Below are 22,773 nucleotides of genomic sequence, written 5' to 3' on the forward strand. Positions count from 1 at the left end.
ACCTTTTCGCTGGCCGGCGAAGCCTTCGTCGGCACCCATGGAGACCGCTATTGCGCCTGCTGCTGATCCTCTGCCTTCTGGCGCTCTTGCCGCTGCCCGCCAGCGCGCGCCTGGCCGGGCCGCCAGAGGTCAGTCGTCAGCCTAGCCAGAGTCGCGATCTGCCGGCGATTCGCAGCAGCGGCGAGTTGCGTGTGCTGGTCAACCAGAGCCGCAACAGCTCGGGTTCGGTCAAGGGACAGAGCATTGGCGTCGAGTACCATCGACTGCGGGCCTTCGAGCAGTACCTCAACCGTAATGCGCGCGATGGACGCAGCCTGACCCTGAAGGTGATACCCAAGGCCAAGGATCAGCTCCTGGCCGCCTTGCAGCGAGGCGAAGGCGATCTGGTCGCGCCCGGCGAGTTGCTCAGCGTGCGTACCGGGCATGATGTCAGTGCCAGTAAGGCGATTCGTCGCGAGGTACCGCTGGTGCTGGTATCCAAACAGGGCAACCGGCATTACCGCAGCTTCGAGCAGTTGGCCGGACGCAGCCTGTCGCTGCCTGCCGGTAGCGCCGTGGGCGAGTCGCTGGGCGAGATCAATCAGCGCCTGGTCGAGCGCAAGTTGCCGCCTATCGTGGTGGAGTGGGTCGACCCCAGCCTGGCGGTGGAGGACGTGCTGGAGATGGTGCAGGCGGGCATCTTCGAGCGTACCGCCGTGGAGCTGCCGATCGCAGAACGTTGGGCCAAGGTGATGCCCAAGCTGCGCGTCGACCGCCATCTGGTGTTTGCCAGTGAGGGGGAGATGAAGTGGTTCGTGCGCCCGGATGCGCCCATGCTGCGCGCGAGCATCGACCGTTTCCTCGCTGGCTATCAGGCGCCGGCCGATCAGGACGCCACCTTCCAGCGTGTCTATCGTCGTCTGTACAAGGTGCATTCGCCGTTCGGTCGCACCGAGCGGCAGCGCCTGGAGAAAGTGCGACCGGTGTTGCAGCAGCATGCTCAGCAGAACGATCTCGACTGGCTGATGCTGGCAGCGCTGGCCTTCAAGGAGTCGACCCTGAACCCGGCGGCCCGTGGTGCCAGCGGCGCCACGGGGCTGATGCAGATAACTCCGGCGGCGGCGCGCAGTGTCGGTGTCAGCAATATTCAGAGCCTGGCCGGCAACGTCCAGGCCAGCAGCAAGTACCTGGCGAAGATCCGGCGCAACTTCTTCAACAGTGCTCAGCTCAATGAGCGCGAACGCATGGCCTTCGTCCTGGCCGCCTACAACCTCGGTCCGCAGCGGGTGCAGGGACTGCGCGCCGAGGCGCGGCGGCGCGGCCTCAACCCCAACCAGTGGTTCTTCCAGGTGGAGCGGGTGGCCATGGAGCAGATGGGCATGGGCGTGGTGAGCTACGTCAATGCGGTCAACAAGTACTACTTGGCCTATGACCGGGAGCGTTATTCGTTGGAGCCGCAGGGGCGGCGAGTCACGGCCAAGTAAGAATCTAATTTATCGATATTTTTTAGCGGTATTTTCCGTTTTTATTATCGATAGAGTTGGATGATTCTAGGCTCCGTCAACCCCATCCACCAAGGAACTCCCGCAATGAACGCACTGCTCAAGAACATCACCGCGACCCAGGCCGGCTTTGGCATCACCTTGCTGCGTATCGTCACCGGCCTCATCTTCGCCGCTCACGGCTCGCAGAAACTTTTCGGCTGGTTCGGCGGCTACGGCCTGGCGGGCGTGGCGCAGTGGATGGAAAGCATCGGCCTGGCCCCGGGCTACCTGATGGCGCTGATGGCCGGTAGTGCCGAGTTTTTCGGTGGCCTGGCACTGATCATCGGCCTGCTGGTACGCCCGGCGGCGGCGGTGCTGGGGGTGACCATGTTGGTGGCGATCTTCAGCGTGCACCTGGCCAATGGCTTCTTCATGAGCAACAACGGCTACGAATTCGCCCTGGCGCTGCTGGCCATCAGCGTTGCGCTGGTGTTCGAGGGCGCTGGCAAGCTGTCGCTGGATGGCAAGCTGGCCCGCTGATTTCCCTAGGCTCTGTACGAAGAGTCGTCGAGCGAAGGTCAGGCAAGGCGAAATCGCTCGAAGAAGCGCAGTTTACGCGTTGTAAATGAGCATTCTGAGAGCGATTTCAACGCAGCATCACCGAGCGCAGGCACTTTTCGTACAAAGCCTAATGCTGCGAAGAGGCCCGCCCTGTGCGGGCCTCTTGCGTTCAGGAGGGGATGGTGAGGGCGTAGATGTGCGGTGCGCATAGCGCACCCTACGCCTGTTCGGCCTTTTTCTCCTGGGCGGTGACGTGCTGGGCCAGCTCGATCATCTGCTCGCGCATCCAGCGGTTGGCCGGATCCTGGTCGGTGCTTTCATGCCAGTAGAGGTGAGTTTCCAGAGAGGGCACATCATTCACCGGCAGCTCGACGTGGTGCAGGTTGTGACGGCGGGCGAAGCGCGATGGCACGGTCATGACCATGTCGGTCTGCTGCATCACGCTACTGGCCATCAGGTAGTGCTGTGAGCGCAGGGCTATACGGCGCTGAATGCCCATCTTGCCCAGGGCCAGATCCACGTAACCCAGGCCGCTGCGCCGGCTGGAGATGTGGATGTGGGTCAGCGACAGGTACTCGTCGAGGCTGATCCTTTCCTTGGCCAGCGGGTGACCGAGGCGCATGGCGCAGACGTAGCGATCTTCCAGCAGCTTGACATGCCGCACCTGCGGGTCGGTGTTGAGGGGCACGTCGACAGCGAAATCCAGCCGCCCGGCGGCCAGCTCCTTGGTGGTTTCGCGGCGCTTGGCGAGAAAGCTCTCGATGCACACGTTCGGCGCCAGGCGGCGTAGGCGCTGGAACAGCGGCGGCAGGAGGATCTGCTCGGAGAGGTCGGTCATGCTGATGCGGTAGGTCTTGCCGGCCTGCTGCGGGTTGAAGGTTCGGCTTTCCTGCACCGACACGCGTAGGAGCTGCAGCGCGTTGCGCACCGGGCCGATGATGTTCTGCGCCATGGGGGTGGGCACCATACCCTGGGCGGTACGCACGAACAGCGGATCGTTGAAGGTTTCGCGCAGGCGGGCGAGGGCGTTGGAGACGGCCGGCTGAGTGATGCCGACGATCTGTCCGGCTCGGGTCAGATTGGCTTCGGTGTAGATGGCGTCGAATACGATGAAAAGGTTGAGATCCACCTTGGTCAGGTTCATGCCGAAAGCGCTCCAGAGGGTCTTGTTATGGGGCGATCATATATCGGTTATGAATGTTCATACACGCTGAAAATAGGTTCGATAAATTTTCTATGCTGCTCTAGCATGATTTTCACGACTTCACCTACAGCTCTCTCGGAAGGTATCGCCATGAATTTCGCTTACTCCCCCAAGGTTCAAGAACTGCGTGAGCGCGTCACGGCGTTCATGGAGGCGCATGTCTATCCGGCCGAGGCGCTGTTCGAGCAGCAGGTGGCCGAAGGGGATCGCTGGCAGCCCACGGCGATCATGGAAGAGCTCAAGGCCAAGGCCAAGGCCGAGGGGCTGTGGAACCTGTTCCTGCCCGAGTCGGATTATGGCGCCGGCCTGAGCAATACCGAGTATGCGCCGCTGGCCGAGATCATGGGGCGATCGCTGATCGGTCCGGAGCCGTTCAACTGCGCCGCGCCGGATACCGGCAACATGGAGGTGCTGGTGCGCTACGGCAACGAGGCGCAGAAGCAGCAGTGGCTGGAGCCGTTGCTCGACGGCACCATCCGTTCGGCCTTCGCCATGACCGAGCCGGGTGTGGCTTCCTCTGACGCCACCAACATGCAGGCCAACGCCCGTCGCGAGGGTGACGAATGGGTGATCAACGGCCGCAAGTGGTGGACGTCGGGCGCCTGCGACCCCCGCTGCAAGGTGATGATCTTCATGGGCCTGACCAACCCGGACGCCCCCCGTCACCAGCAGCATTCGATGATCCTGGTGCCGATGGATGCCCCTGGCGTCACCGTGCTGCGCCCGCTGCCGGTGTTCGGTTACGACGACGCCCCGCATGGCCATGCCGAGGTGCTGTTCGAGAACGTGCGCGTGCCTTACGACAACGTGCTGCTGGGCGAGGGGCGCGGCTTCGAGATTGCCCAGGGCCGCCTCGGCCCAGGCCGTATCCACCACTGCATGCGTTCGATCGGCATGGCCGAACGTGCCCTGGAGCTGATGTGCAAGCGCGCCGTGAGCCGTACCGCCTTCGGCAAGCCGCTGGCACGCCTGGGCGGCAATATCGACCATATCGCCGACTCGCGCATGGAAATCAACCAGGCGCGGCTGCTGACGCTCAATGCAGCGTTCATGATGGATACCGTGGGCAACAAGATCGCCGCCAGCGAGATTGCCCAGATCAAGGTGGTGGCGCCCAACGTCGCGCTCAAGGTGATCGACCGGGCGATCCAGATGCACGGCGGGGCCGGCGTCTCCAACGACTTCCCGCTGGCCTACTGGTACGCCATGCAGCGCACCCTGCGCCTGGCCGACGGCCCGGACGAAGTGCACCGCGCGGCCATCGGCAAGTACGAGATCGGCAAGTACGTGCCCCGCGAGATGATGAAAGCCAGCCGCTGAACAGGACGAGGCCCGCGATCGCGGGCCTCGCTATTTTCGCTAGGGTCAGTGCTGGGGCGATTGCTCTTGGTCGCGTGTCTTGAGCAGGGACAGCAGCACGCCACCGCCCAGCAGGCCCAGGGTCACGGCGAGGGAGAGCAGGGCAGGCACCTTGAACAGATCGTGGAGGAAGATCTTGCCGCCGATGTAGATGAGCACCAGGGCCAGTGCGTACTTGAGGTAGACGAAGCGGTGCATCAGCGCTGCCAGGGCGAAGTACAGCGCGCGCAGGCCGAGGATGGCGAAGATGTTCGAGGTATAGACGATGAACGGATCCTGCGAGATGGACAGCACCGCCGGCACACTGTCCACGGCGAACACCAAGTCGGCCAGCTCGATCAGCACCAGGGCCAACAGCAGCGGTGTGGCATAGAGCAACGCCTTGCCGCTGGCCTGATCCTGCAGACGCACCAGGAAGCGGCCACCATGCAGCTCGTCGCTGACGCGTACGTGCTTGCGCACGAAGCGCATCACTGGGTTCTGCGCCAGGTTCGGATGGCTCTCCTCGTCGCCACTGCGCAGCATCTTGATGCCGCTGAACAGCAGGAAGGCGCCGAACAGGTAGAGGATCCAGTCGAACTGCTGCACCAGAGCCGTGCCCAGGCCGATCATGATGGCGCGCAGCACGATCACCCCGAGAACGCCCCAGAACAGCACACGGTGCTGATAGCGGCGAGGGATGTTGAAGTAACCGAGGATCATCGCCATGACGAATACGTTGTCCATCGACAGCGATTGTTCCACCAGAAAACCGGTGTAGTACTCCATGGCCTTGATGGCGCCTAGCTGCCACCAGATCCAGCCACCGAAGGCGACGCCGACGCTGAAATAGCCTGAGTACAGCAGCAGGCTTTCGCGCATCTCGATCTCATGCTGATCGCGATGCAGCACGCCGAGATCGAGCACCAACAGGAAGATGATCAGCAGCAGAAAGGCCAGCCAGAACCAGCCAGGTGTGCCGAAGATGGGGGATGTGAAAAAGGCAAGTGGAGCGTCCATGAGCTCTCCCAATGTCTGCCTGAGTCGAAAGAATTCACTCAGTGACTCCGACATCACGGTGAGAGGCTCACCGCCAGAGGGGCCCGGCGTCACGCGTGGCGAAGACTAGCGTCGAGTCGAGATTCTGCCAATCCCCCCCGTGAGGGATTATTTTGGGTTGATTGCAGCTTAGGGGGAATGCTTTGGTTGATACCGGACTGGCAAGTTTGTGTGTTGGCTTGTGTTGGTGTTCTGGACGCCGCTTCGGTGTGTTCGGAAACTCCTTGTTTCGCCCCCTCGGGCGACTCACTTTTCTTTGAAATGCGCAAAGAAAAGTAAGCAAAAGAAATCTATGGTCACCCCCGTTTTTGCAACGCTGATCAGCGATGGATGATTGGCTTGCCTAAATCTATCTGGCGTCTGTATAGGGTATGCCCCGCGCCACGATGAGAGTCGCGCCGGGTGATCCTTATAAGCGCAGCGGCTTCAAAAGCCGATTCTTTTGCCAGGATCTTCACCAGGCCGGTGTGCCGTTCATGTCATCGGTTGTTCAGCATCGCAAAACCTGAAAGGGTGTTTCGTATCACAGCAGTAAGACCGGGTATCAAGCGACGGCAGTGCCTGATCTCGCTTCAAACTGCGAATGATTGGTTGCAATTGCCCAGGCGATCCGGGCGAATTTGTTGGCCAGGGCGCATGCCACGGTGTTCGCGTGACGCCGTTGAAGAAGCGAGCGTACCCAATCGGCTAAGGCGCCCTGCTGATAGTCCAGGCGCTGCAAATAAACCTTGGCGCACTGCACTAGTAGCCGGCGCAGGTTCTTGTCGCCACGCTTACTGATGCCCAACAGATTGGCCCTGCCTCCCGTGCTGTATTGGCGTGGCACCAGCCCCACTGAAGCGGCAAAATCACGACTACGGCCATACTGTTTGCCATCGCCCATTTCGGCACACAGCAGACTGGCTGTAATTGTGCCTACACAGGGGATCGTCAGCAGGCGGCTGCCCAGATCATCCTCGACAAGCTGGCTGGCCATTTCCTTGTCCAACGCCTTGATCTGCTCATCCAGATAGCAGAAGTGCTCATGCAGACGCCTCAGCAGCCCGACCAGACGAGGCGGCAATTCGTGCTCGTCCAATGTGCACAGCAGGCGCCTGACCTGCGACAGGCCTTTAGGCAGGCTGATACCGAATTCCAGCAGAAAACCATGAGCCTGATTAGCCGTTTTCGTCCGGTCGCGTACCAGGGATTCGCGCATTCGGTGCAATACCGACAGGGTTTGTTGGGCTTCGGTCTTGGGTGTCACGAAGCGCATGCTGGGCCGTGAAGCTGCTTCGCAGATCGCCTCGGCATCGATGAAGTCGTTCTTGTTGGTCTTGACGAAGGGGCGCACGAACTGCGGCGAGATCAGCTTCACCTCATGCCCGAAGTTCATGAGTTGCCGGGCCAGAAAGTGCGATCCGGTACAGGCCTCCATCACCACTGTGCACGTTGGCAGGTTACCTAGCAGCCGCATCATTTGCGTGCGGGTCGTCTTCTTGCGAAAGACAGCTTGTCCGGCATTGTCCTGCCCATGCAGGTGGAAACTGTGCTTGCCGAGATCGATACCAACTAACGCGACTGTATTCATGGTGATGGCCTCCAAATAAAACACCCAGTGGAAGCGTAATCCTCGCTGGGTGTGGGGGTGACCATCTCATTAACGCACCCCCGCCATCCGGGTCTCGCTTCGCTCGACTTCCCTCACTCCGGCACTGCTCCGGGGTCGGCGTACATGGGCCATCCCTGGCCCATTACGCCTCTCGCGGCATCCCTGCCGCTCGCCCCTCTACGCAACGATTCCGCTCACCCTCCTGAAGGGGACATTTGCGCGCCTGAACGAACCGGCATTTCAGAGTATGCACAGTGTGTTCTGGTTGCTATGAAGTAGCGATGTGGCTATCGAGTTAAACCAATACTTTCATTCGCGTAGGTTCATTCGCCTGGATAGCTTGCCGGCTTTCAGCCGGCATCCCGGTCAGCCCTAGGGCTGACACATGTACAAGCACTGCGCACTACTTCTGGGTTACCTCGCGTTCAGGCGCGTGCAGAGCCCGCCCAGGAGGGCGAACGCAATCGTCGTGGAAGAGGTCGAGCGACATGGATGTCGCGAGAGCCGCGATGGGCCAGGGATGGCCCACCGTGGCGGGCCTCTGGAGCGGCGATGGAGTGAGCGAACCCTGGCGAAGCCAGGGCCGGATGACCGGGCGGAGGGTTTTGGTTACTTTTGCCCTACAAAAGTGACTCGCCTGGGAAGGAGAAATCAGAGACATCAGCAGAAACGCGGCAATCCGGAACAGGCACAAGAATAACCATCACAGGCCAACAAGATCACACACAAACTTGCCAGTCCAGTCTCAAGACAGACTTTCCCGAGATTCTGCGAAGAGCCTTATATTCGCTGGGCGCTGGTCAGGCGGGTCAGTAGACCCATACCTCGACACGGCGATTGCGGATACGCCCGCTGTCTTCGTCATTGGCGGCCACCGGCAGCTCGTCGCCCAGGCCGATGATGTCGCGAAACAGCACTCCCTGGCTCGCCAGTTCACGGCGTACCGCCATGGCGCGCAGCTTCGACAGCAGCTCGGCACGTGAGGGCGCGCTCTTGGGGTCGCCGAAGCCTACCAGCACCGCCTTGTTCTGCATCTTGTCGTGGCCGCTGAGGTAGTCCAGCACCCGGTTCAGGTCACGCTGGGCCTTGTTGTCGAGGCTGGCGCTGCCTTCCTGGAAACGGAAATTGACCGACAGGCGCTGGGCCTTTGCGGCGAGTTCGCGGTACTCGGCGGGCATCTGCGCGGACGGGGCAACCTCGATGGCGCGTACCGTCTGTGCGATGAAGCCGCTGTCGGCGACGATCTTCTGCCCCTGGGGGCCATGGGCGAAATCGATCAGCGCGCGCACCCAGGTGTTGTTCGAGCGCGGTGGAGCGTAAAGGAACAGGCGGCGCGACAGCGGATAGTCCTCGGTGGCGATCAGGCTGGTGCTCGGCAACATGGGCTGCGAATCCCCGGAGGCTATGGCCACGGCCTTGGCCTGGCGGATGTAGGGCAGGCCGATGAAGCCGATGGCGTTGGCATCCTGACTCACCGCATCGGACAGCGCGGTACTGGACTCGAATCGCTTGGCCTCGGCGGCCAGCTTGCGCGTGCCGGGGGCCAGTACCAGCTCCTTGAAGGTGTCATAGGTGCCGGAATTGTCGTCGCGGGCATAGAGCGTCACCGTGCCGGGGCGGCCGCCGAGTTCGCGCCAGTCGCGAATCTCGCCGGCGAACAGGCGGGCCAGTTGCTCGATGTCCAGGCGGGCCACGGGGTTGCCGGGGTTGACGATGATGGCCAGGCCGTCGATGGCGATGATCTGCTCGGCTGCCAGGCTACGCATGTCGCCCAGAGCGGCCAGCGCCTCGGCCTCGCTGTCCTTGATCGGGCGAGAGGCCGCTGCCAGATCGGCGCTGCTCTCTTCGAGGGCGACGAACCCCGTACCGGAACCATGGGCCGCCACCTCGGCCACCAGGGTGCGTCCATCAGCGCCCTTGGCGACAATGCGCTGCTCGTTGTCGGCCGCGCCCGGCACGATGCGGATATCGCTCAGGCCCTGAGCGGCGAACAGGCCCTTGATCAGTTCCGGGCCTAATTTGGCGCCGATGGTATTGGAGCCCTGCACGCGCAGTACCGGGGCGTCATCCTGAGCGGCGAACACTGACAGAGGCAGGGCATAGCAGATGAAACCGAGCAGCAGCAGGGAAAGGGTACGGCTCCACAGTTCGTGGTCTTGGCTGGCTTGGGCGCGCGACATGCGGCAAACACCTTGTCTTGGGCACCTGCAGCAGGCCGTTGAAAAACGTAGGCGAGGCAGCCAGTGCAAGGCAAAAACAGCCGAAAAAGCGCAGTTTACGTGTTGTAAATGAGCATTTTGAGGCTGTTTTTAACGCAGCAATGGCAACGCAGGTAGTTTTTCAACCGCCTGTTAGAGGTGCTCTGGGGTTGGCTGGAAATGCCGCGCACATTAAGACGAAGAGATTGCAGGGATATGACGAACCCGTCTATTCAGGCCAGTTCCAGCCAGATTGGTGCGTGGTCGGAGGGTTTCTCCATGCCACGCAGTTCGTAGTCGATGCCGGCGTCCTTGAGGCGTGCCTGCAGCGGCTTGCTGGCGAGGATCACGTCGATGCGCAGGCCGCGCTTGGGCTCGTCCTCGAAGCCACGGCTGCGGTAGTCGAACCAGCTGAAACGGTCGTTCACTTGTGGGTTGAGCTGCCGAAAGCTATCCACCAGGCCCCAGTCTTTGAGGGTGGCCAGCCACTCGCGCTCTTCCGGCAGGAAGCTGCACTTGCCGGTTTTCAGCCAGCGCAGGCGGTTGGGCTCGCCAATGCCGATATCGCAGTCCTCGGGGCTGATGTTGATATCGCCCATCACCACCAGCGCCTGTTGCGGGTCGAAGCGCTCCACCAGCAATTGCTGCAGGTCGGCGTAGAAGCGTTGCTTGGCCGGGAACTTCACCGGGTGGTCACGGCTCTCGCCCTGGGGGAAATAGCCATTCATCACGGTGATGGGGTTGCCCTGGGCATCGGCGAAGGTGCCATAGATGAAACGGCGCTGGGCCTCCTCGCCATCACCGGGAAAGCCCTTGTGCAGGCTCAGCGGCTCGTTGCGCGAGAGCAGGGCGACGCCGTAATGGCCTTTCTGCCCGTGATAGTACACGTGATAACCGAGCTGACGGATCTCCGCTTCGGGGAACTGTTCGTCGGCCACCTTGGTTTCCTGCAGGCCGATCACATCGGGCTGGTGCTTTTCGATCAGAGCCTGCAGTTGGTGAGGACGGGCACGCAGGCCATTGATATTGAAGGAAACGATTTTCACGGGCGGTGATCCCTGAAGGCAAAAGGCGATGCTAGCCGACATGGGCCGTGGCGGCCAGCGCCTGGCGGTTGTGCTGGGTCGCTGCTAGCTTGCCAATAAAGAGCCTGTCCACGAACTGCAGTGCGTGAATGGGTTCCAAGACCCCAACCAGTAGAGGTCAGCCATGCCCCATGACACGCCTGCCGAAATTCGCCTGCTCGATGCCGGCTACGCCCGTGAAGTGCGCTCCGTGCTCTATCACGCCTACCGCCACGAACCTACCTTCGCCTACCTGTTCGAGGCCGAGCGGGCCGGCTTCGACCAGCGGGTGCGGGCCACGGTACGCGAGCTGGTCAAGCAGCACTTCGCCGAAGAACTGCCGGCCATCGGTCTGCTGCTCGATGAGCGGCTGATTGGCGCAGCGCTGATCGCGCCACCGCAACGGCGTCTGGACATCACCGAAAGCTGGCGCTGGCGCCTGGGCATGCTGCTGAGCACCGGCTTGCGCTGTACCCGACGCTACCTCGAATACCATGAGGCGGTGATCGCCTGCCTGCCGCCGGGGCCTTACCACGTGCTGCCGCTGATCGGCATTCATCCGGAGTTTCAGGGCCAGCACTACGGCGAGCAACTGCTCGCAGCCCTGCATAACTGGTGTGCCGAGGATACTGGCTCGCAGGGCGTGGTGCTGGATACCGGCAACGCTCGCTATCTGGATTTCTATCGGCGCCAGGGTTACGAGGAAATTGGCGAGCTGGCCATCGGTCCGGTGGTCGAGCATGTGTTCTTCCATCCCAACCCGCAAAGTCTGGTAGCGGCTCCAGCCTGAACGTCCAGCAACAGAGGGGCGAGTCGCGCTGGCGTGCGTGTTGTGACGTGTTAGCATCCGCCGCCATGAGTGCATGGATACAGGTTCGGCGCACCTTGCTGCTGATGCTCTTCAGCGCCTGCGCCACGGCTGCCACAGAGCTGGATGTGCGGGTCACGCCAGCCAACTCGGCCTTGAAGGCCAACATCGAAGGTTATGTCGGCACGCTACAGGGGCGGGATATCCAGGCCCTGCGGCGCGTGCGGCGCATCGCCGAGAACGAGGCGCAGAAAGCGGCGCAGGCGCTCGGCTATTACCAGGCGCGCATCCGCAGTCGGGTCGAGCCCGGTGAAACGCCGCGGCTGATCCTCGAGGTGGAGCCGGGCGAACGCGTGCGCCTGCGCAACGTCGACATTCGTATCGAAGGCCCGGCCAGCGAGCTGAGCGCGTTTCGCGTGCCCAGCAACAGTCGCCTGCATCCAGGGGCGGTGCTCAACCATGGGCGCTACGAAGATGCCAAGCGACTGATCCAGAACCAGGCCGCGCGTTACGGCTTTTTCGATGGCAGGTTCACCCAGCAGACGCTGCGTATCGATCCGGCCGCCGGAGTCGCCGACATCGAATTGGTCTATGTCAGTGGGCCGCGTTATCGCCTGGGGGATATTGCCTTCACCGGCAAGTTTCCCTTCGATGAGGAACTGCTGCGGCGCATGGTGCCGTTCAAGGCCGATACACCCTACGATTCGGCGCTGATCGCCGAACTCTATCAGGCGTTGCAGTCCAGCGGTTATTTCGAGTCGGTGCGGGTCGATGCCATTCCCGCCCAGGCCGAGCAGTTGCGCATTCCGGTCAGCATCGCCCTGCAGACCCGTGAGCCGCGTACCCTGGGCCTGGGGTTGGGATTCTCCACCGATGTGGGGCCACGGCTGCGTGCCAACTGGATCCGTCACTGGCGCAACCCGCAGGGGCACAGCTATGGGGTGGACATGGAGCTGTCCGCGCCGCGGCAGAACGTCGGCCTGTGGTACGACATTCCTGGTGATCCCCCCTTGACCGACAAACTGCGTATTGCTGGCGGTTACCAGTACGAGGAGCTGGCCAGTAGCGACAGCCTCAGCCGCCTGCTCACCTTCGGCCCGGAATGGCACAGCCAGCGCGAGGGCGGCTGGCAGCGCGTGCTGTCGGTCAAGGCCCAGCGCGAGGAATATCGCCTGGGCAATGACTCGGGGCTGAGCACCTTGCTGATGCCCGGTGCCAGTTATTCGTTGCTGCGCAGCGACAATCGCCTCGATCCCAATGAGGGCTATCGCCTGCAATTCGAGTTGCGCGGCGCGGTGGATGGCGTGTTGTCCGATGCCAACGTGCTGCATGGCAATGTCATGTTCAAGGGCTTGACCACGGTTTTCGACAACCACCGTTTCCTCGGCCGGGTGCAGTTCGGTGGCACCGAGACCGATGGCTTTTCCGCCGTGCCGCCGTCGCTACGCTTCTTCGCCGGTGGCGATCAGAGCGTGCGTGGCTACGACTACCAGAGCCTGTCGCCGGAGAATGATCGCGGCGACAGGATAGGCGGGCGTTACCTGTTCGCCGCCAGCGCCGAATACCAGTACAGCCTCACGGACAAGTGGCGCCTGGCCACCTTCGTCGACCAGGGCAACGCGTTCAACTCGCTGGAGTTTCCCACCCTCAAGACCGGTGTGGGGGTCGGCATTCGCTGGATCTCGCCGGTGGGGCCGTTGCGCCTGGATCTGGCCCATGCGCTGGATGACGATGGCGGCATACGTCTGCATTTTTCCATGGGGCCGGAGCTGTGAGGCGCACCTGGGCATGGCTGGCCGGCGGCCTGTTGGGTCTGTTGCTGATGCTCGCCCTGGGTATTGGCGTGCTGCTGGGCAGCAGCGCGGGCAGCCGCTGGTTGCTGACGCAGGTGCCGGGCTTGCAGGTGCAGGGCTTCGACGGTCGTCTGGGCCGCGCCTGGCAAGCCGATAGCCTGATCTGGCAACAGGGCGATACGCGCCTGATGCTGCAAGGCCTGGACATGGCCTGGTCGCCGGCCTGCCTGCTGCGCCTGACCCTGTGCCTGGATCGTCTGCACGTGCAACAGGCCGGCCTCGACCTGCCTCCCTCCGCGTCCAGCGACAGCGCCCCCCTGAGCCTGCCGGCGCTCGATCTGCCGTTGCGCCTGCAACTGGGTGACGTGCAACTGGGCGAGCTGCGTATTGACGGCCAGTCGCAGGTGCAGGCGTTGAGCCTGATCGCCAACTGGGACGAGGGTGGTGTGCATCTGCAACGCCTGGCCGTGCAGCGCGATGAACTGGCCCTGGAGCTTAGCGGTGAACTGCAACCTCAAGGCGCCTGGCCGACCAGCCTGAGCGGGCGTGCCCGCCTGCCGTCCGTCGATGGCAAGCCCTGGACGCTAGCCCTGCAGGTCGGCGGTGAATTGCAGCACAGCCTCGAGGTGCAGGCCGACAGCAGTGGTTACCTCGAAGGCCGCCTGGTTGGCCAGGTGCAGGCCCTGGCCGAACACCTGCCGGTCGAGTTGCATCTGACCAGTCCGGCCTTCAGCGCCAGTGCCGAACTGCCTGCCACCTTGCAGTTGCAGCAAGTCGATCTGCGTGCCCAGGGCGATCTGGCCAGTGGATACCGGGTCGAAGGCTCGGTCAGCCTACCTGCTGAGCAGGGGGCCATGGCCGTGACGCTCGCTGGTCGAGTCGATGCTCGTGGCGCGGATATCCAGCTACTGCGCATTCAGGCCGAGGGCGAGCAACACCTGCAACTGCAGGGCAAGCTCGACTGGCAGGCGGCCTTCAGCGCCGATGCGCAACTGGCCTGGGAGGATTTCCCCTGGCAGCGCCTTTACCCCCTGGATGAGCCGCTGCCAGTGAGCCTGCAACGCTTGCAGGCCGAAATGAGCTACAGCGGCGGCAACTACCTGGGCAATGTCGACGCGCAACTGCAGGGGCCGGCCGGCGCCTTCAGCCTGATCAGCCCATTCAGCGGAGACCTCGAGCAGGTGACCTTGCCCCAGATACAGCTACAAGCCGGCCAAGGGCGTGCCGAAGGGGTGCTCAAGCTGGGCTTCGCCGAGGTCATCGACTGGCAGGCCAGGCTCCAGCTCAGCGACCTCGACCCCGGTTACTGGCTGGCGCAAATGCCGGGCAACCTGGCGGGCCCGCTCAATACCTCGGGGCGTTTTGCCGCAGGCACCTTGCAGGCGCAGGCCGATATCGACCTCGCTGGCCGCCTGCGCGGGCAGCCGGCGCAATTGCAGGTCAAGGGCGGCGGAGCCGGGCAACAATGGCAACTGGAGCGCCTGCAGGTGCGCCTGGGCGATAACCGCGTCAGCGGCCAGGGGGCGTTGGATCAGCGCCTGCGCGGCCAGCTCGAACTCGCTTTGCCACGTCTGGGGCAGCTATGGCCGGGGCTGCAGGGACAACTGCAGGGGCAGGTCAGCCTGGCCGGCACCTTGCAGGCGCCGCAGGGCCAAGCGCAACTGAGTGGCGAGCGCCTGGCGTTCGGCGAGCCGAGCCTGCGCCGCCTGCAACTGCAGGGCAAGCTGGATGCGCGGCAACAGGCCCAGGTCAGTCTGGATCTGCACGGCATCCATATCGACGACACCTTTCTCGGTCGTTTGCAGGCCCGGGGCCAGGGTGATATCCGCCGCCAGGCGTTGACCCTGAATCTGCAAGGGCCGCTGCTGAATCTGCAACTGGCGGCCGACGGCAGCCTGAACGAGCAGGGCGACTGGCGCGGACGTATCGCCAGCGGCCAGGTACACAGCGGCGGCCAGGATTGGCAGTTGCAGCATCCGGCGGCCCTGGAGCGCCTGGCCGACGGCCGCCTGAGCCTGGGTGCCCACTGCTGGCGCTCTGGCCCGGCCAGCCTGTGTGGCGCGCAGCAACGTCTGGCGCCGCAACCGAGCCTGGACTGGACGCTGGAGAACTTCCCCCTGGCCAGCCTGCAACCCTGGCTGCCGGATGATTTCGCCTGGCAGGGCCAGCTCGATGCACGGCTCAAGGTGGAGCTGCCGACAAGCGGGCCTGATGGTCACATCCGGGTCGATGCCGGTGCTGGCACCCTGCGCATTCGCCAGGTGGATCAGCAGCAGTGGTTGGATTTTCCCTATGACAGCCTGCGTCTGGACAGCACCTTGCGTCCGCAGCGGGTGGACAGCGAACTGAGTCTGCGCAGCGAACGCCTGGGCGAGCTCTTGGTGCGCACGCAGCTCGATCCGCGCCCGCAGCGCAAGCCGTTGACGGGCGAGTTCCGCCTGAGCGGCTTCGACCTGGAAGTGCTGCGCCCCTTCGTGCCCATGGCCGAGCGCCTGCAAGGGCGTCTGCTGGGCAGCGGCAGCATTGGCGGGCATCTGCTGGAGCCGCAGGTCAACGGCCAATTGCGTCTGGAGAACGGCGAGCTGGCCGGTAGCGAGCTGCCCATCAGCCTGGAGAACCTGCAACTGCAGGCACGCATCGCTGGCGAGCAGATGCAGCTCGATGGCACCTGGAGCAGCGGCGAGGCGGGGCGCGGCAGCCTGCGCGGCGAATTGAGCTGGTTCGAGGGGCAGCAGGCCGATCTGAGCCTGCAGGGCCAGCGTCTGCCGCTGACGGTCGAGCCCTACGCGAAGATGGAGGTGGAGCCGGATCTGCGTCTGCAACTGCGCCAGGAGCAGTTGGCCGTGAGTGGCAAGGTGGCCATCCCGCGCGGCAAGATCAGCGTGCGGGAGCTGCCTCCGTCGACGGTCAAGGTGTCCGGCGATGCGCAGATCGTCGGCCAGGTACCGGCGAGCGAGCAGCAGCCCCTGGGTATCGCCATGGACGTCATGGTCGAGGTTGGCCAGGACAAGCTGGCCTTCAGCGGCTTCGGCCTCAGCGCCGACCTGCGCGGGCGTGTGCATATCGGCGATGACCTGGACACCCGTGGCGAGCTGGATCTGGTCAACGGTCGCTACCGCGCCTATGGCCAGCGCCTGACCATCCGCCGCGCCCGATTGCTGTTCGCCGGGCCGATCGACCAGCCCTTCCTCGATGTCGAGGCCATCCGCAAGGTCGACGATGTGGTGGCCGGGCTGCGCCTGTCCGGCAATGCCGAGCAACCCACTACCACCATCTTCTCCGAGCCTGCGATGAGCCAGGAGCAGGCCTTGTCCTATCTGGTGCTGGGCCGGCCGATGGGGCAGAGCAGCGGTGACAACAACATGCTCGGTCAGGCGGCCCTGGCTTTGGGGTTGGCTGGCAGCAGCTCGTTGACCAGCAGCCTGGCCAGCAGCCTGGGCATTCAGGACTTCCAGCTCGACACCCAGGGCAGTGGCATCACCACCAGCGTGGTGGCCAGCGGCGCCATCACCGACCGGCTGAGCCTGCGTTATGGGGTTGGGGTATTCGAGCCGGCCAGTACCATCGCCTTGCGTTACGAACTGACCAAGCGGCTTTATCTGGAGGCTGCCAGCGGCCTGGCCAGTTCGTTGGATCTGTTCTATCGGCGGGATTTTTGAGGGGGGGTATTGTTGATACCGGACTGGCAAGTTTGTGTGTGATCTTGTTGGCCTGTGATGGTTATTCTTGTGCCTGTTCCGGATTGCCGCGTTTCTGCTGATGTCTCTGATTTCGCCTTCCCAGGCGAGTCACTTTTGTAGGGCAAAAGTAACCAAAACCCTCCGCCCGGTCATCCGGCCCTGGCTTCGCCAGGGTTCGCTCACTCCATCGCCGTTCCAGAGGCCCGCCACGGTGGGCCATCCCTGGCCCATCGCGGCTCTCGCGACATCCATGTCGCTCGACCTCTTCCACGACGATTGCGTTCGCCCTCCTGGGCGGGCTCTGCACGCGCCTGAACGCGAGGTAACCCAGAAGTAGTGCGCAGTGCTTGTACATGTGTCAGCCCTAGGGCTGACCGGGATGCCGGCTGAAAGCCGGCAAGCTATCCAGGCGAATGAACCTACGCGAATGAAAGTATTGGTTTAACTCGACGACCCAGTCGTGACTTCATGGCCACTAGAACACGCCGAGCAACCTATGGAGTGCCCATTCGCTCAGGCGCGCGAAAGCCCCCCTTCAGGAGGGTGAGTGGAATCGTTGTGTAGAGGGTTGAGCGGCATGGATGCCGCGAGAGCCGCGACTGGCCAGGGATGGCCCTTCGCGGCGGGCCCTCGGAGCAATGATGGAACGAACGAACCCCGGCGCAGCCGGGGCCGGATGGCGGGGGTGCGTTTCTTTTGCTTACTTTTCTTTGCGCATTTCAAAGAAAAGTGAGTCGCCCGAGGGGGCGAAACCCGGAGTATCTGAAGACACCCAAAGCGGCGTCCAGAACACTCAACGAACCAACACACAAACTTGCCAGTCCGGTATCAATCAAACATTCCCGATGCCATCAAGGAGCCTCCCTGAAACCATCCTCAAACCCCCGCACTGCCGATGGTGTATCGGCCCTGGTTATGCGCTAGTCTGACACCCCACTGACAAAGCCCGAGCGAAACGCTCGGGCGACCGGTTTCCCGCAAAACCCACTGAAAAAAGGAACGTTCCAATGGCGCAAGTCACTCTCAAAGGCAACCCGGTGCAGGTCGAGGGGCAACTGCCGCAGGTCGGTCAGCAAGCTCCGGCGTTCAGCCTGGTCGGCGGCGATCTGAGCGACGTCACCCTGGCCAGCCTGGCTGGCAAGCGCAAGGTGCTGAACATCTTCCCGAGCGTCGACACCCCGACCTGCGCAACCTCGGTGCGCAAGTTCAACGGCGAGGCCAGCCAGCTAGCCAACACCGTGGTGCTGTGCATCTCTGCCGATCTGCCGTTCGCTCAGGCCCGTTTCTGCGGCGCCGAAGGTCTGGAAAATGTGATCAACCTGTCCACCCTGCGTGGTGCCGACTTCCTCAAGAACTACGGCGTGGCCATTGCCAGCGGCCCGCTGACCGGCCTGGCTGCGCGTGCCGTGGTGGTGCTGGACGAGCAGGACAAGGTGCTGCACAGCGAGCTGGTGAGCGAGATCGCCAACGAGCCGGACTACAGCGCTGCGCTGGCCGTGCTCAAGTAAGCGGCGTACGTGCACTGAAAACGGCCTGCCTTGCAGGCCGTTTTCATTTGCGCAAGCAGAACGTGCAAACAGTTGGTTACGTAAGCGCAGGGTAAAAAACGGGTAAATGGGCTTTGCTTGCCGTCGCCCAGTGCTTATCGTTCCGGCTCCTACAGAAGTGATCCCGCGCTCTCCATGTCCAATACCCCCCAGGCTTCCACGAAATCCTCTCGCCAATGGCTGATCGCTCTGGTGCTGCTCGCCGCGCTGCTCCTGCTGCTGTGGTGGTTCTGGCCGAGCAAGACGCCCGCGCCAACGATGGGGCTGGGGCGCTTCGGTGACAGGGGGCCGGTGCCGGTGCGTCTGGCCGAGGTGCAGCGGGGGGAATTCGCCATCGAACTCAAGGCCCTGGGCACGGTGACCGCCTACAACACGGTGAACGTGCGTTCGCGGGTCGACGGCGAGCTGGTCAAGGTATTGTTCGAGGAAGGGCAGAAGGTCGAGGCCGGTGAGTTGCTGGCGGTGATCGACCCCCGTCCCTATCGGGCGGCGCTGCAGCAGGCGCAAGGCACGCTGCAGGAGAACCAGGCGCAACTGCGCAATGCCGAGCTGGATCTGCAGCGCTACAAGGGCCTGTACGCCGAGGACAGCATCGCCAAGCAGACCCTGGATACCCAGCAGGCGCTGGTGGGCCAGTACCGCGGCACTCTGCAGAGCAACCAGGCGGATGTAGCCAAGGCCAGGCTCGATCTCGACTTCACCCAGATTCGCGCGCCGATTGCCGGGCGCTTGGGCCTGCGCCAACTGGACGTCGGCAATCTGGTCAGCAGTGGCGATACCACGCCGCTGGTGGTGATCACCCAGACCGATCCGATCGCCGTGGTCTTCACCATTGCCGAGCAGGATCTGCCGCAGGTGCTGCAGCGTCGCCGTGAGGGTGCCACCCTGAAGGTGGAGGCCTGGGATCGCGGCGAACGCCACAAGCTGGCCGAAGGCGTGCTGGAGAGCCTGGACAACCAGATCGACACCGCCACCGGCACGGTGAAGCTCAAGGCACGCTTCGACAACGCCGAGCAGATGCTCTTCCCCAACCAGTTCGTCAACGTGCGCCTGCGCGTGGATGACCGCCAGGGCGTCACCATCGTGCCGTCGGCGGCGGTGCAGTTCGGCAGTCAGGGTACCTTCGTCTACGTGGTCGATGGCGACAACAAGGTCAGCCTGCGTCCGCTGCAGATCCTCGCCAGCGCCGGCGAACGCAGCCTGGTGGGCAATGGCGTGCAGCCTGGCGAAAGGGTGGTGCTGGAAGGCACCGACAGCCTGCGTGACGGCTCCCAGGTGGAAGTGGTCGAAGCGGTACCGGCCGAAACCAGTGTGCCGCCGCGTGACGCGCCCGGAGCAGGGGCAGCACGGAAGGATCCATGAACATCTCCCGCCCGTTCATCCTGCGGCCGGTCGCCACCACGCTGCTGATGGTGGCGATCTTCCTCGGCGGCCTGATTGCCTACCGCCTGCTGCCGGTATCGGCGTTGCCGGAGGTGGATTACCCCACCATCCGCGTGCTGACGCTCTACCCGGGCGCCAGCCCGGACGTGATGACCAGCGCCGTGACCGCACCGCTGGAACGCCAGTTCGGGCAGATGGCCGGGCTCAAGCAGATGTCGTCGAGCAGCTCCGGTGGCGCCTCGGTGATCACCTTGCGCTTCAATCTGGAGATTTCCCTGGCGGTGGCCGAGCAGGAGGTGCAGGCGGCGATCAATGCGGCGAGCAATCTGCTGCCGGAGGATCTGCCGGCCCCGCCGGTGTACAACAAGGTCAACCCGGCCGACACCCCGGTGCTGACCCTGGCGGTGACCTCCAAGTCCTTGCCGCTGCCGCAGGTCAACGACCTGGTGGACACCCGCCTGGCGCAGAAACTGGCGCAGACCAGCGGCGTCGGCCTGGTCACTCTGGCCGGTGGCCAGCGCCCGGCCGTGCGCATTCGCGTCAACCCCGAGGCGCTGGCGGCCTATGGCCTGAGCCTGGCCGACGTGCGCAGCCTGATCACCCGCAGCAACGTCAACCAGCCCAAGGGCAATTTCGACGGCCCGACTCGGGTTTCCCAGCTCGATGCCAACGACCAGCTCAAGTCGGTCGAGCAATACCGTGAACTGATCCTGACCTACAAGGACGGCGCGGCCCTGCGCCTGGAGGATGTCGCCGAGATCATCGATGGCGCCGAGAACGAGCGCCTGGCGGCCTGGGCCGACCGCAACCAGGCAGTGCTGGTCAACGTCCAGCGCCAGCCGGGGGCCAACGTCATCGACGTGGTCGAGCGCATCCAGACACTGCTGCCGCAACTGACCAGCACCTTGCCGGCCAGCGTCGAGGTCAGGGTACTTACCGACCGCACCCAGACCATCCGCGCGGCCGTGCGCGACGTGCAGCACGAATTGCTGCTGGCCATCGCCCTGGTGGTGATGGTGACCTTCCTGTTCCTGCGCAAGTTGTCGGCCACCCTGATCCCCTCGGTGGTGGTGCCGCTGTCGCTGATCGGCACCTTCGCCGTGATGTACCTGGCCGGCTTCACCATCAATAACCTGACGCTGATGGCGCTGACCATCGCCACCGGCTTCGTGGTGGACGATGCCATCGTCATGCTGGAGAACATCGCCCGCCACCTGGAGGAGGGCGAGACGCCGCTGAACGCCGCGCTCAAGGGCGCGAGGCAGATCGGCTTCACCCTGGTGTCGTTGACCCTGTCCCTGATCGCCGTGCTGATTCCGTTGCTGTTCATGGCCGACGTGGTGGGTCGTCTGTTCCGCGAGTTCGCCATCACCCTGGCGGTGGCCATCCTGATTTCCCTGGTGGTGTCGCTGACCCTGACGCCAATGATGTGTGCGCGCCTGCTCAAGGTCGAAGGCGCCGCAGAGCAGGGCCGTTTTCACCAGGTTGCAGGGCGCTTCATCGACGCCATGATCGAGCGTTATGGCGTCGGCCTGAACTGGGTGCTGCGTCACCAGGCGCTGACCCTGCTGGTGGCCGTGGCCACACTGGGCCTGACCGTGTTGCTCTATGTGCTGGTGCCCAAGGGCTTCTTTCCGGTGCAGGACACCGGGGTGATCCAGGGCATTTCCGAAGCGCCGCAGTCGATTTCCTTCACCGCCATGAGCGAACGTCAGCAGCGTCTCACCGAGGTGATCCTGAAGGATCCGGCGGTGGCCAGCCTGTCGTCCTCGATCGGTGTCGATGGCAACAACCTGACGCTCAACACCGGTCGCCTGCTGATCAACCTCAAGCCCCATGCCGAGCGCGACGTCACCGCCAGCGAGGTGATCGAGCGTCTGCGCCCCGAGTTGGCCAAGGTGCCGGGCATCGAGCTGTTCATGCAGCCGGTGCAGGATCTGACCATCGAGGATCGCATCAGCCGCACCCAGTTTCAGTTCAGCCTGGAATCGCCCGATGGACAGTTGCTGGAAAGCTGGACGCCGCGCCTGGTCGAGGCGCTGCGCCGGCAGCCGCAGCTCACCGATGTGGCCAGCGACCTGCAGAACCGTGGCTTGCAGGTGTATCTGCATATCGACCGCGACGCCGCCGCGCGCCTGGGCATCAGGGTCAGTGCCATCGACGACGCCTTGTACGATGCCTTCGGCCAGCGCCAGATCAGCACCATCTACACCCAGGCCAGCCAGTACCGGGTGGTGCTGGAAAGCCGCGACGGCGGGCGCATCGGCCCGGCGGCATTGGGCCAGATTCATGTCGCCACGGGCGACGGCGAGCAGGTGCCGCTGTCCTCGCTGGCCCGTGTCGAGCAGCGCCCGGCCAGCCTGCTGGTCAACCATATCGGCCAGTTCCCGGCGGTGACCCTGTCGTTCAACCTGGCACCGGGGGTGTCGCTGGGCGAGGCGGTGGCGGTAATCGAGCGGGTCGAGCAGGAGATCGGCCTGCCGGCGGCCATCGACAGCCAGTTCCAGGGCGCTGCCGAGGCCTTCCGCGCTTCGCTGTCGTCCACGCTGCTGCTGATCCTGGCGGCCATCGTCACCATGTACATCGTGCTCGGCGTGCTCTACGAGAGCTACATCCACCCGATCACCATTCTTTCCACGCTGCCTTCGGCGGGTGTCGGCGCCTTGCTGGCGCTGCTGCTGACCGGCAATGATCTGGGCCTGATCGCCATCATCGGCATCATCCTGCTCATCGGCATCGTCAAGAAGAACGCCATCATGATGATCGACTTCGCCCTGGAGGCCGAGCGGCATCAGGGCATGACTCCGGAGGCGGCGATCTACCAGGCCGCGCTGCTGCGCTTCCGGCCGATCCTGATGACCACCCTGGCCGCGCTGTTCGGCGCCATTCCGCTGATGCTGGCCTCTGGCTCCGGCGCCGAACTGCGCCAGCCGCTGGGCCTGGTGATGGTTGGCGGCCTGTTGGTCAGCCAGGTGCTGACACTGTTCACCACGCCGGTGATCTACCTGTACTTCGATCGCCTGTCGCGACGGGTTACGGGGCGTAGTGCGGCGGGGGTAGGGGTATGAGCGGCAAGCTACAAGC

General features: G+C 63.6%; 14 protein-coding genes. 9 read left to right on the forward strand and 5 right to left on the reverse strand.

Annotation, left to right across the window (positions count from 1 at the left end):
- Nucleotides 1-50: 50 nt before the first annotated feature.
- Nucleotides 51-1,463 (forward strand): transglycosylase SLT domain-containing protein, encoded by a 1,413-nt coding sequence (locus PVE35_RS10745; RefSeq protein ID WP_277374620.1) that lies wholly within the window; start codon nt 51-53, stop codon nt 1,461-1,463.
- A gap of 105 nt (nt 1,464-1,568) precedes the next feature.
- Entirely contained in the window at nt 1,569-2,003 is a 435-nt protein-coding gene (locus tag PVE35_RS10750; protein ID WP_268177674.1) for a DoxX family protein, read from the forward strand.
- Between the two features lie 238 nt (nt 2,004-2,241).
- Here PVE35_RS10750 and PVE35_RS10755 read toward each other — a convergent pair whose 3' ends face one another.
- Nucleotides 2,242-3,168 carry a LysR family transcriptional regulator gene (locus PVE35_RS10755; RefSeq protein WP_268177673.1) on the reverse strand — a complete coding sequence of 309 codons (927 nt, stop codon included), beginning with the start codon at nt 3,166-3,168 and terminating at the stop codon, nt 2,242-2,244.
- A 150-nt stretch (nt 3,169-3,318) separates the two neighbouring features.
- On the opposite strand from PVE35_RS10755, the gene PVE35_RS10760 reads away from it, so the two are divergent.
- Complete coding sequence (locus tag PVE35_RS10760; protein ID WP_268177672.1) at nt 3,319-4,548, forward strand: acyl-CoA dehydrogenase; 1,230 nt, start codon at nt 3,319-3,321, stop codon at nt 4,546-4,548.
- A gap of 45 nt (nt 4,549-4,593) precedes the next feature.
- Here PVE35_RS10760 and PVE35_RS10765 read toward each other — a convergent pair whose 3' ends face one another.
- From PVE35_RS10765 to xthA, 4 genes are all read right to left on the reverse strand, one after another.
- A complete protein-coding gene (locus PVE35_RS10765; protein ID WP_277374621.1) occupies nt 4,594-5,586 on the reverse strand; it encodes a TerC family protein in 993 nt (330 codons plus the stop codon).
- A 583-nt stretch (nt 5,587-6,169) separates the two neighbouring features.
- Complete coding sequence (locus PVE35_RS10770) at nt 6,170-7,195, reverse strand: IS110 family transposase (protein WP_268179744.1); 1,026 nt, start codon at nt 7,193-7,195, stop codon at nt 6,170-6,172.
- Between the two features lie 830 nt (nt 7,196-8,025).
- Nucleotides 8,026-9,396 (reverse strand): substrate-binding domain-containing protein, encoded by a 1,371-nt coding sequence (locus PVE35_RS10775; RefSeq protein WP_277374622.1) that lies wholly within the window; start codon nt 9,394-9,396, stop codon nt 8,026-8,028.
- A gap of 251 nt (nt 9,397-9,647) precedes the next feature.
- Entirely contained in the window at nt 9,648-10,460 is an 813-nt protein-coding gene (xthA, locus tag PVE35_RS10780) for an exodeoxyribonuclease III (protein WP_277374623.1), read from the reverse strand.
- A gap of 163 nt (nt 10,461-10,623) precedes the next feature.
- On the opposite strand from xthA, the gene PVE35_RS10785 reads away from it, so the two are divergent.
- The 6 genes from PVE35_RS10785 (at nt 10,624) to PVE35_RS10810 (ending at nt 22,757) form a co-directional block, all read left to right on the forward strand.
- Nucleotides 10,624-11,268 carry a GNAT family N-acetyltransferase gene (locus PVE35_RS10785; RefSeq protein ID WP_268183995.1) on the forward strand — a complete coding sequence of 215 codons (645 nt, stop codon included), beginning with the start codon at nt 10,624-10,626 and terminating at the stop codon, nt 11,266-11,268.
- A gap of 65 nt (nt 11,269-11,333) precedes the next feature.
- Nucleotides 11,334-13,061 carry an autotransporter assembly complex family protein gene (locus PVE35_RS10790; RefSeq protein ID WP_277374624.1) on the forward strand — a complete coding sequence of 576 codons (1,728 nt, stop codon included), beginning with the start codon at nt 11,334-11,336 and terminating at the stop codon, nt 13,059-13,061.
- A 47-nt stretch (nt 13,062-13,108) separates the two neighbouring features.
- Entirely contained in the window at nt 13,109-16,738 is a 3,630-nt protein-coding gene (locus PVE35_RS10795) for a translocation/assembly module TamB domain-containing protein (RefSeq protein ID WP_277374875.1), read from the forward strand.
- Between the two features lie 1,028 nt (nt 16,739-17,766).
- On the forward strand, nt 17,767-18,267 hold the full coding sequence (gene tpx / locus PVE35_RS10800; protein ID WP_277374625.1) for a thiol peroxidase: 501 nt from the start codon (nt 17,767-17,769) through the stop codon (nt 18,265-18,267).
- Nucleotides 18,268-18,441: 174 nt separating this feature from the next.
- On the forward strand, nt 18,442-19,668 hold the full coding sequence (locus PVE35_RS10805) for an MdtA/MuxA family multidrug efflux RND transporter periplasmic adaptor subunit (RefSeq protein ID WP_277374626.1): 1,227 nt from the start codon (nt 18,442-18,444) through the stop codon (nt 19,666-19,668).
- Complete coding sequence (locus PVE35_RS10810) at nt 19,665-22,757, forward strand: MdtB/MuxB family multidrug efflux RND transporter permease subunit (RefSeq protein WP_277374627.1); 3,093 nt, start codon at nt 19,665-19,667, stop codon at nt 22,755-22,757. The genes PVE35_RS10805 and PVE35_RS10810 overlap by 4 nt, the downstream gene beginning before the upstream one ends.
- The last annotated feature ends 16 nt before the right edge of the window (nt 22,758-22,773 follow it).

The organism is Pseudomonas sp. AA-38, from assembly GCF_029457475.1.
Taxonomy (GTDB): Bacteria; Pseudomonadota; Gammaproteobacteria; order Pseudomonadales; family Pseudomonadaceae; genus Aquipseudomonas.

What these genes read in the sequence shown, in the direction of transcription:
- PVE35_RS10805 (WP_277374626.1), top strand. Translation starts at nt 18,442, where the DNA reads ATGTCCAATACCCCCCAGGCTTCCACGAAATCCTCTCGCCAATGGCTG.
- PVE35_RS10810 (WP_277374627.1), top strand. Translation starts at nt 19,665, where the DNA reads ATGAACATCTCCCGCCCGTTCATCCTGCGGCCGGTCGCCACCACGCTG.
- PVE35_RS10770 (WP_268179744.1), bottom strand. Translation starts at nt 7,195, where the DNA reads ATGAATACAGTCGCGTTAGTTGGTATCGATCTCGGCAAGCACAGTTTC.
- PVE35_RS10795 (WP_277374875.1), top strand. Translation starts at nt 13,109, where the DNA reads ATGCTCGCCCTGGGTATTGGCGTGCTGCTGGGCAGCAGCGCGGGCAGC.
- PVE35_RS10755 (WP_268177673.1), bottom strand. Translation starts at nt 3,168, where the DNA reads ATGAACCTGACCAAGGTGGATCTCAACCTTTTCATCGTATTCGACGCC.
- PVE35_RS10765 (WP_277374621.1), bottom strand. Translation starts at nt 5,586, where the DNA reads ATGGACGCTCCACTTGCCTTTTTCACATCCCCCATCTTCGGCACACCT.
- tpx (WP_277374625.1), top strand. Translation starts at nt 17,767, where the DNA reads ATGGCGCAAGTCACTCTCAAAGGCAACCCGGTGCAGGTCGAGGGGCAA.
- PVE35_RS10775 (WP_277374622.1), bottom strand. Translation starts at nt 9,396, where the DNA reads ATGTCGCGCGCCCAAGCCAGCCAAGACCACGAACTGTGGAGCCGTACC.
- PVE35_RS10750 (WP_268177674.1), top strand. Translation starts at nt 1,569, where the DNA reads ATGAACGCACTGCTCAAGAACATCACCGCGACCCAGGCCGGCTTTGGC.
- PVE35_RS10760 (WP_268177672.1), top strand. Translation starts at nt 3,319, where the DNA reads ATGAATTTCGCTTACTCCCCCAAGGTTCAAGAACTGCGTGAGCGCGTC.
- PVE35_RS10790 (WP_277374624.1), top strand. Translation starts at nt 11,334, where the DNA reads ATGAGTGCATGGATACAGGTTCGGCGCACCTTGCTGCTGATGCTCTTC.
- PVE35_RS10785 (WP_268183995.1), top strand. Translation starts at nt 10,624, where the DNA reads ATGCCCCATGACACGCCTGCCGAAATTCGCCTGCTCGATGCCGGCTAC.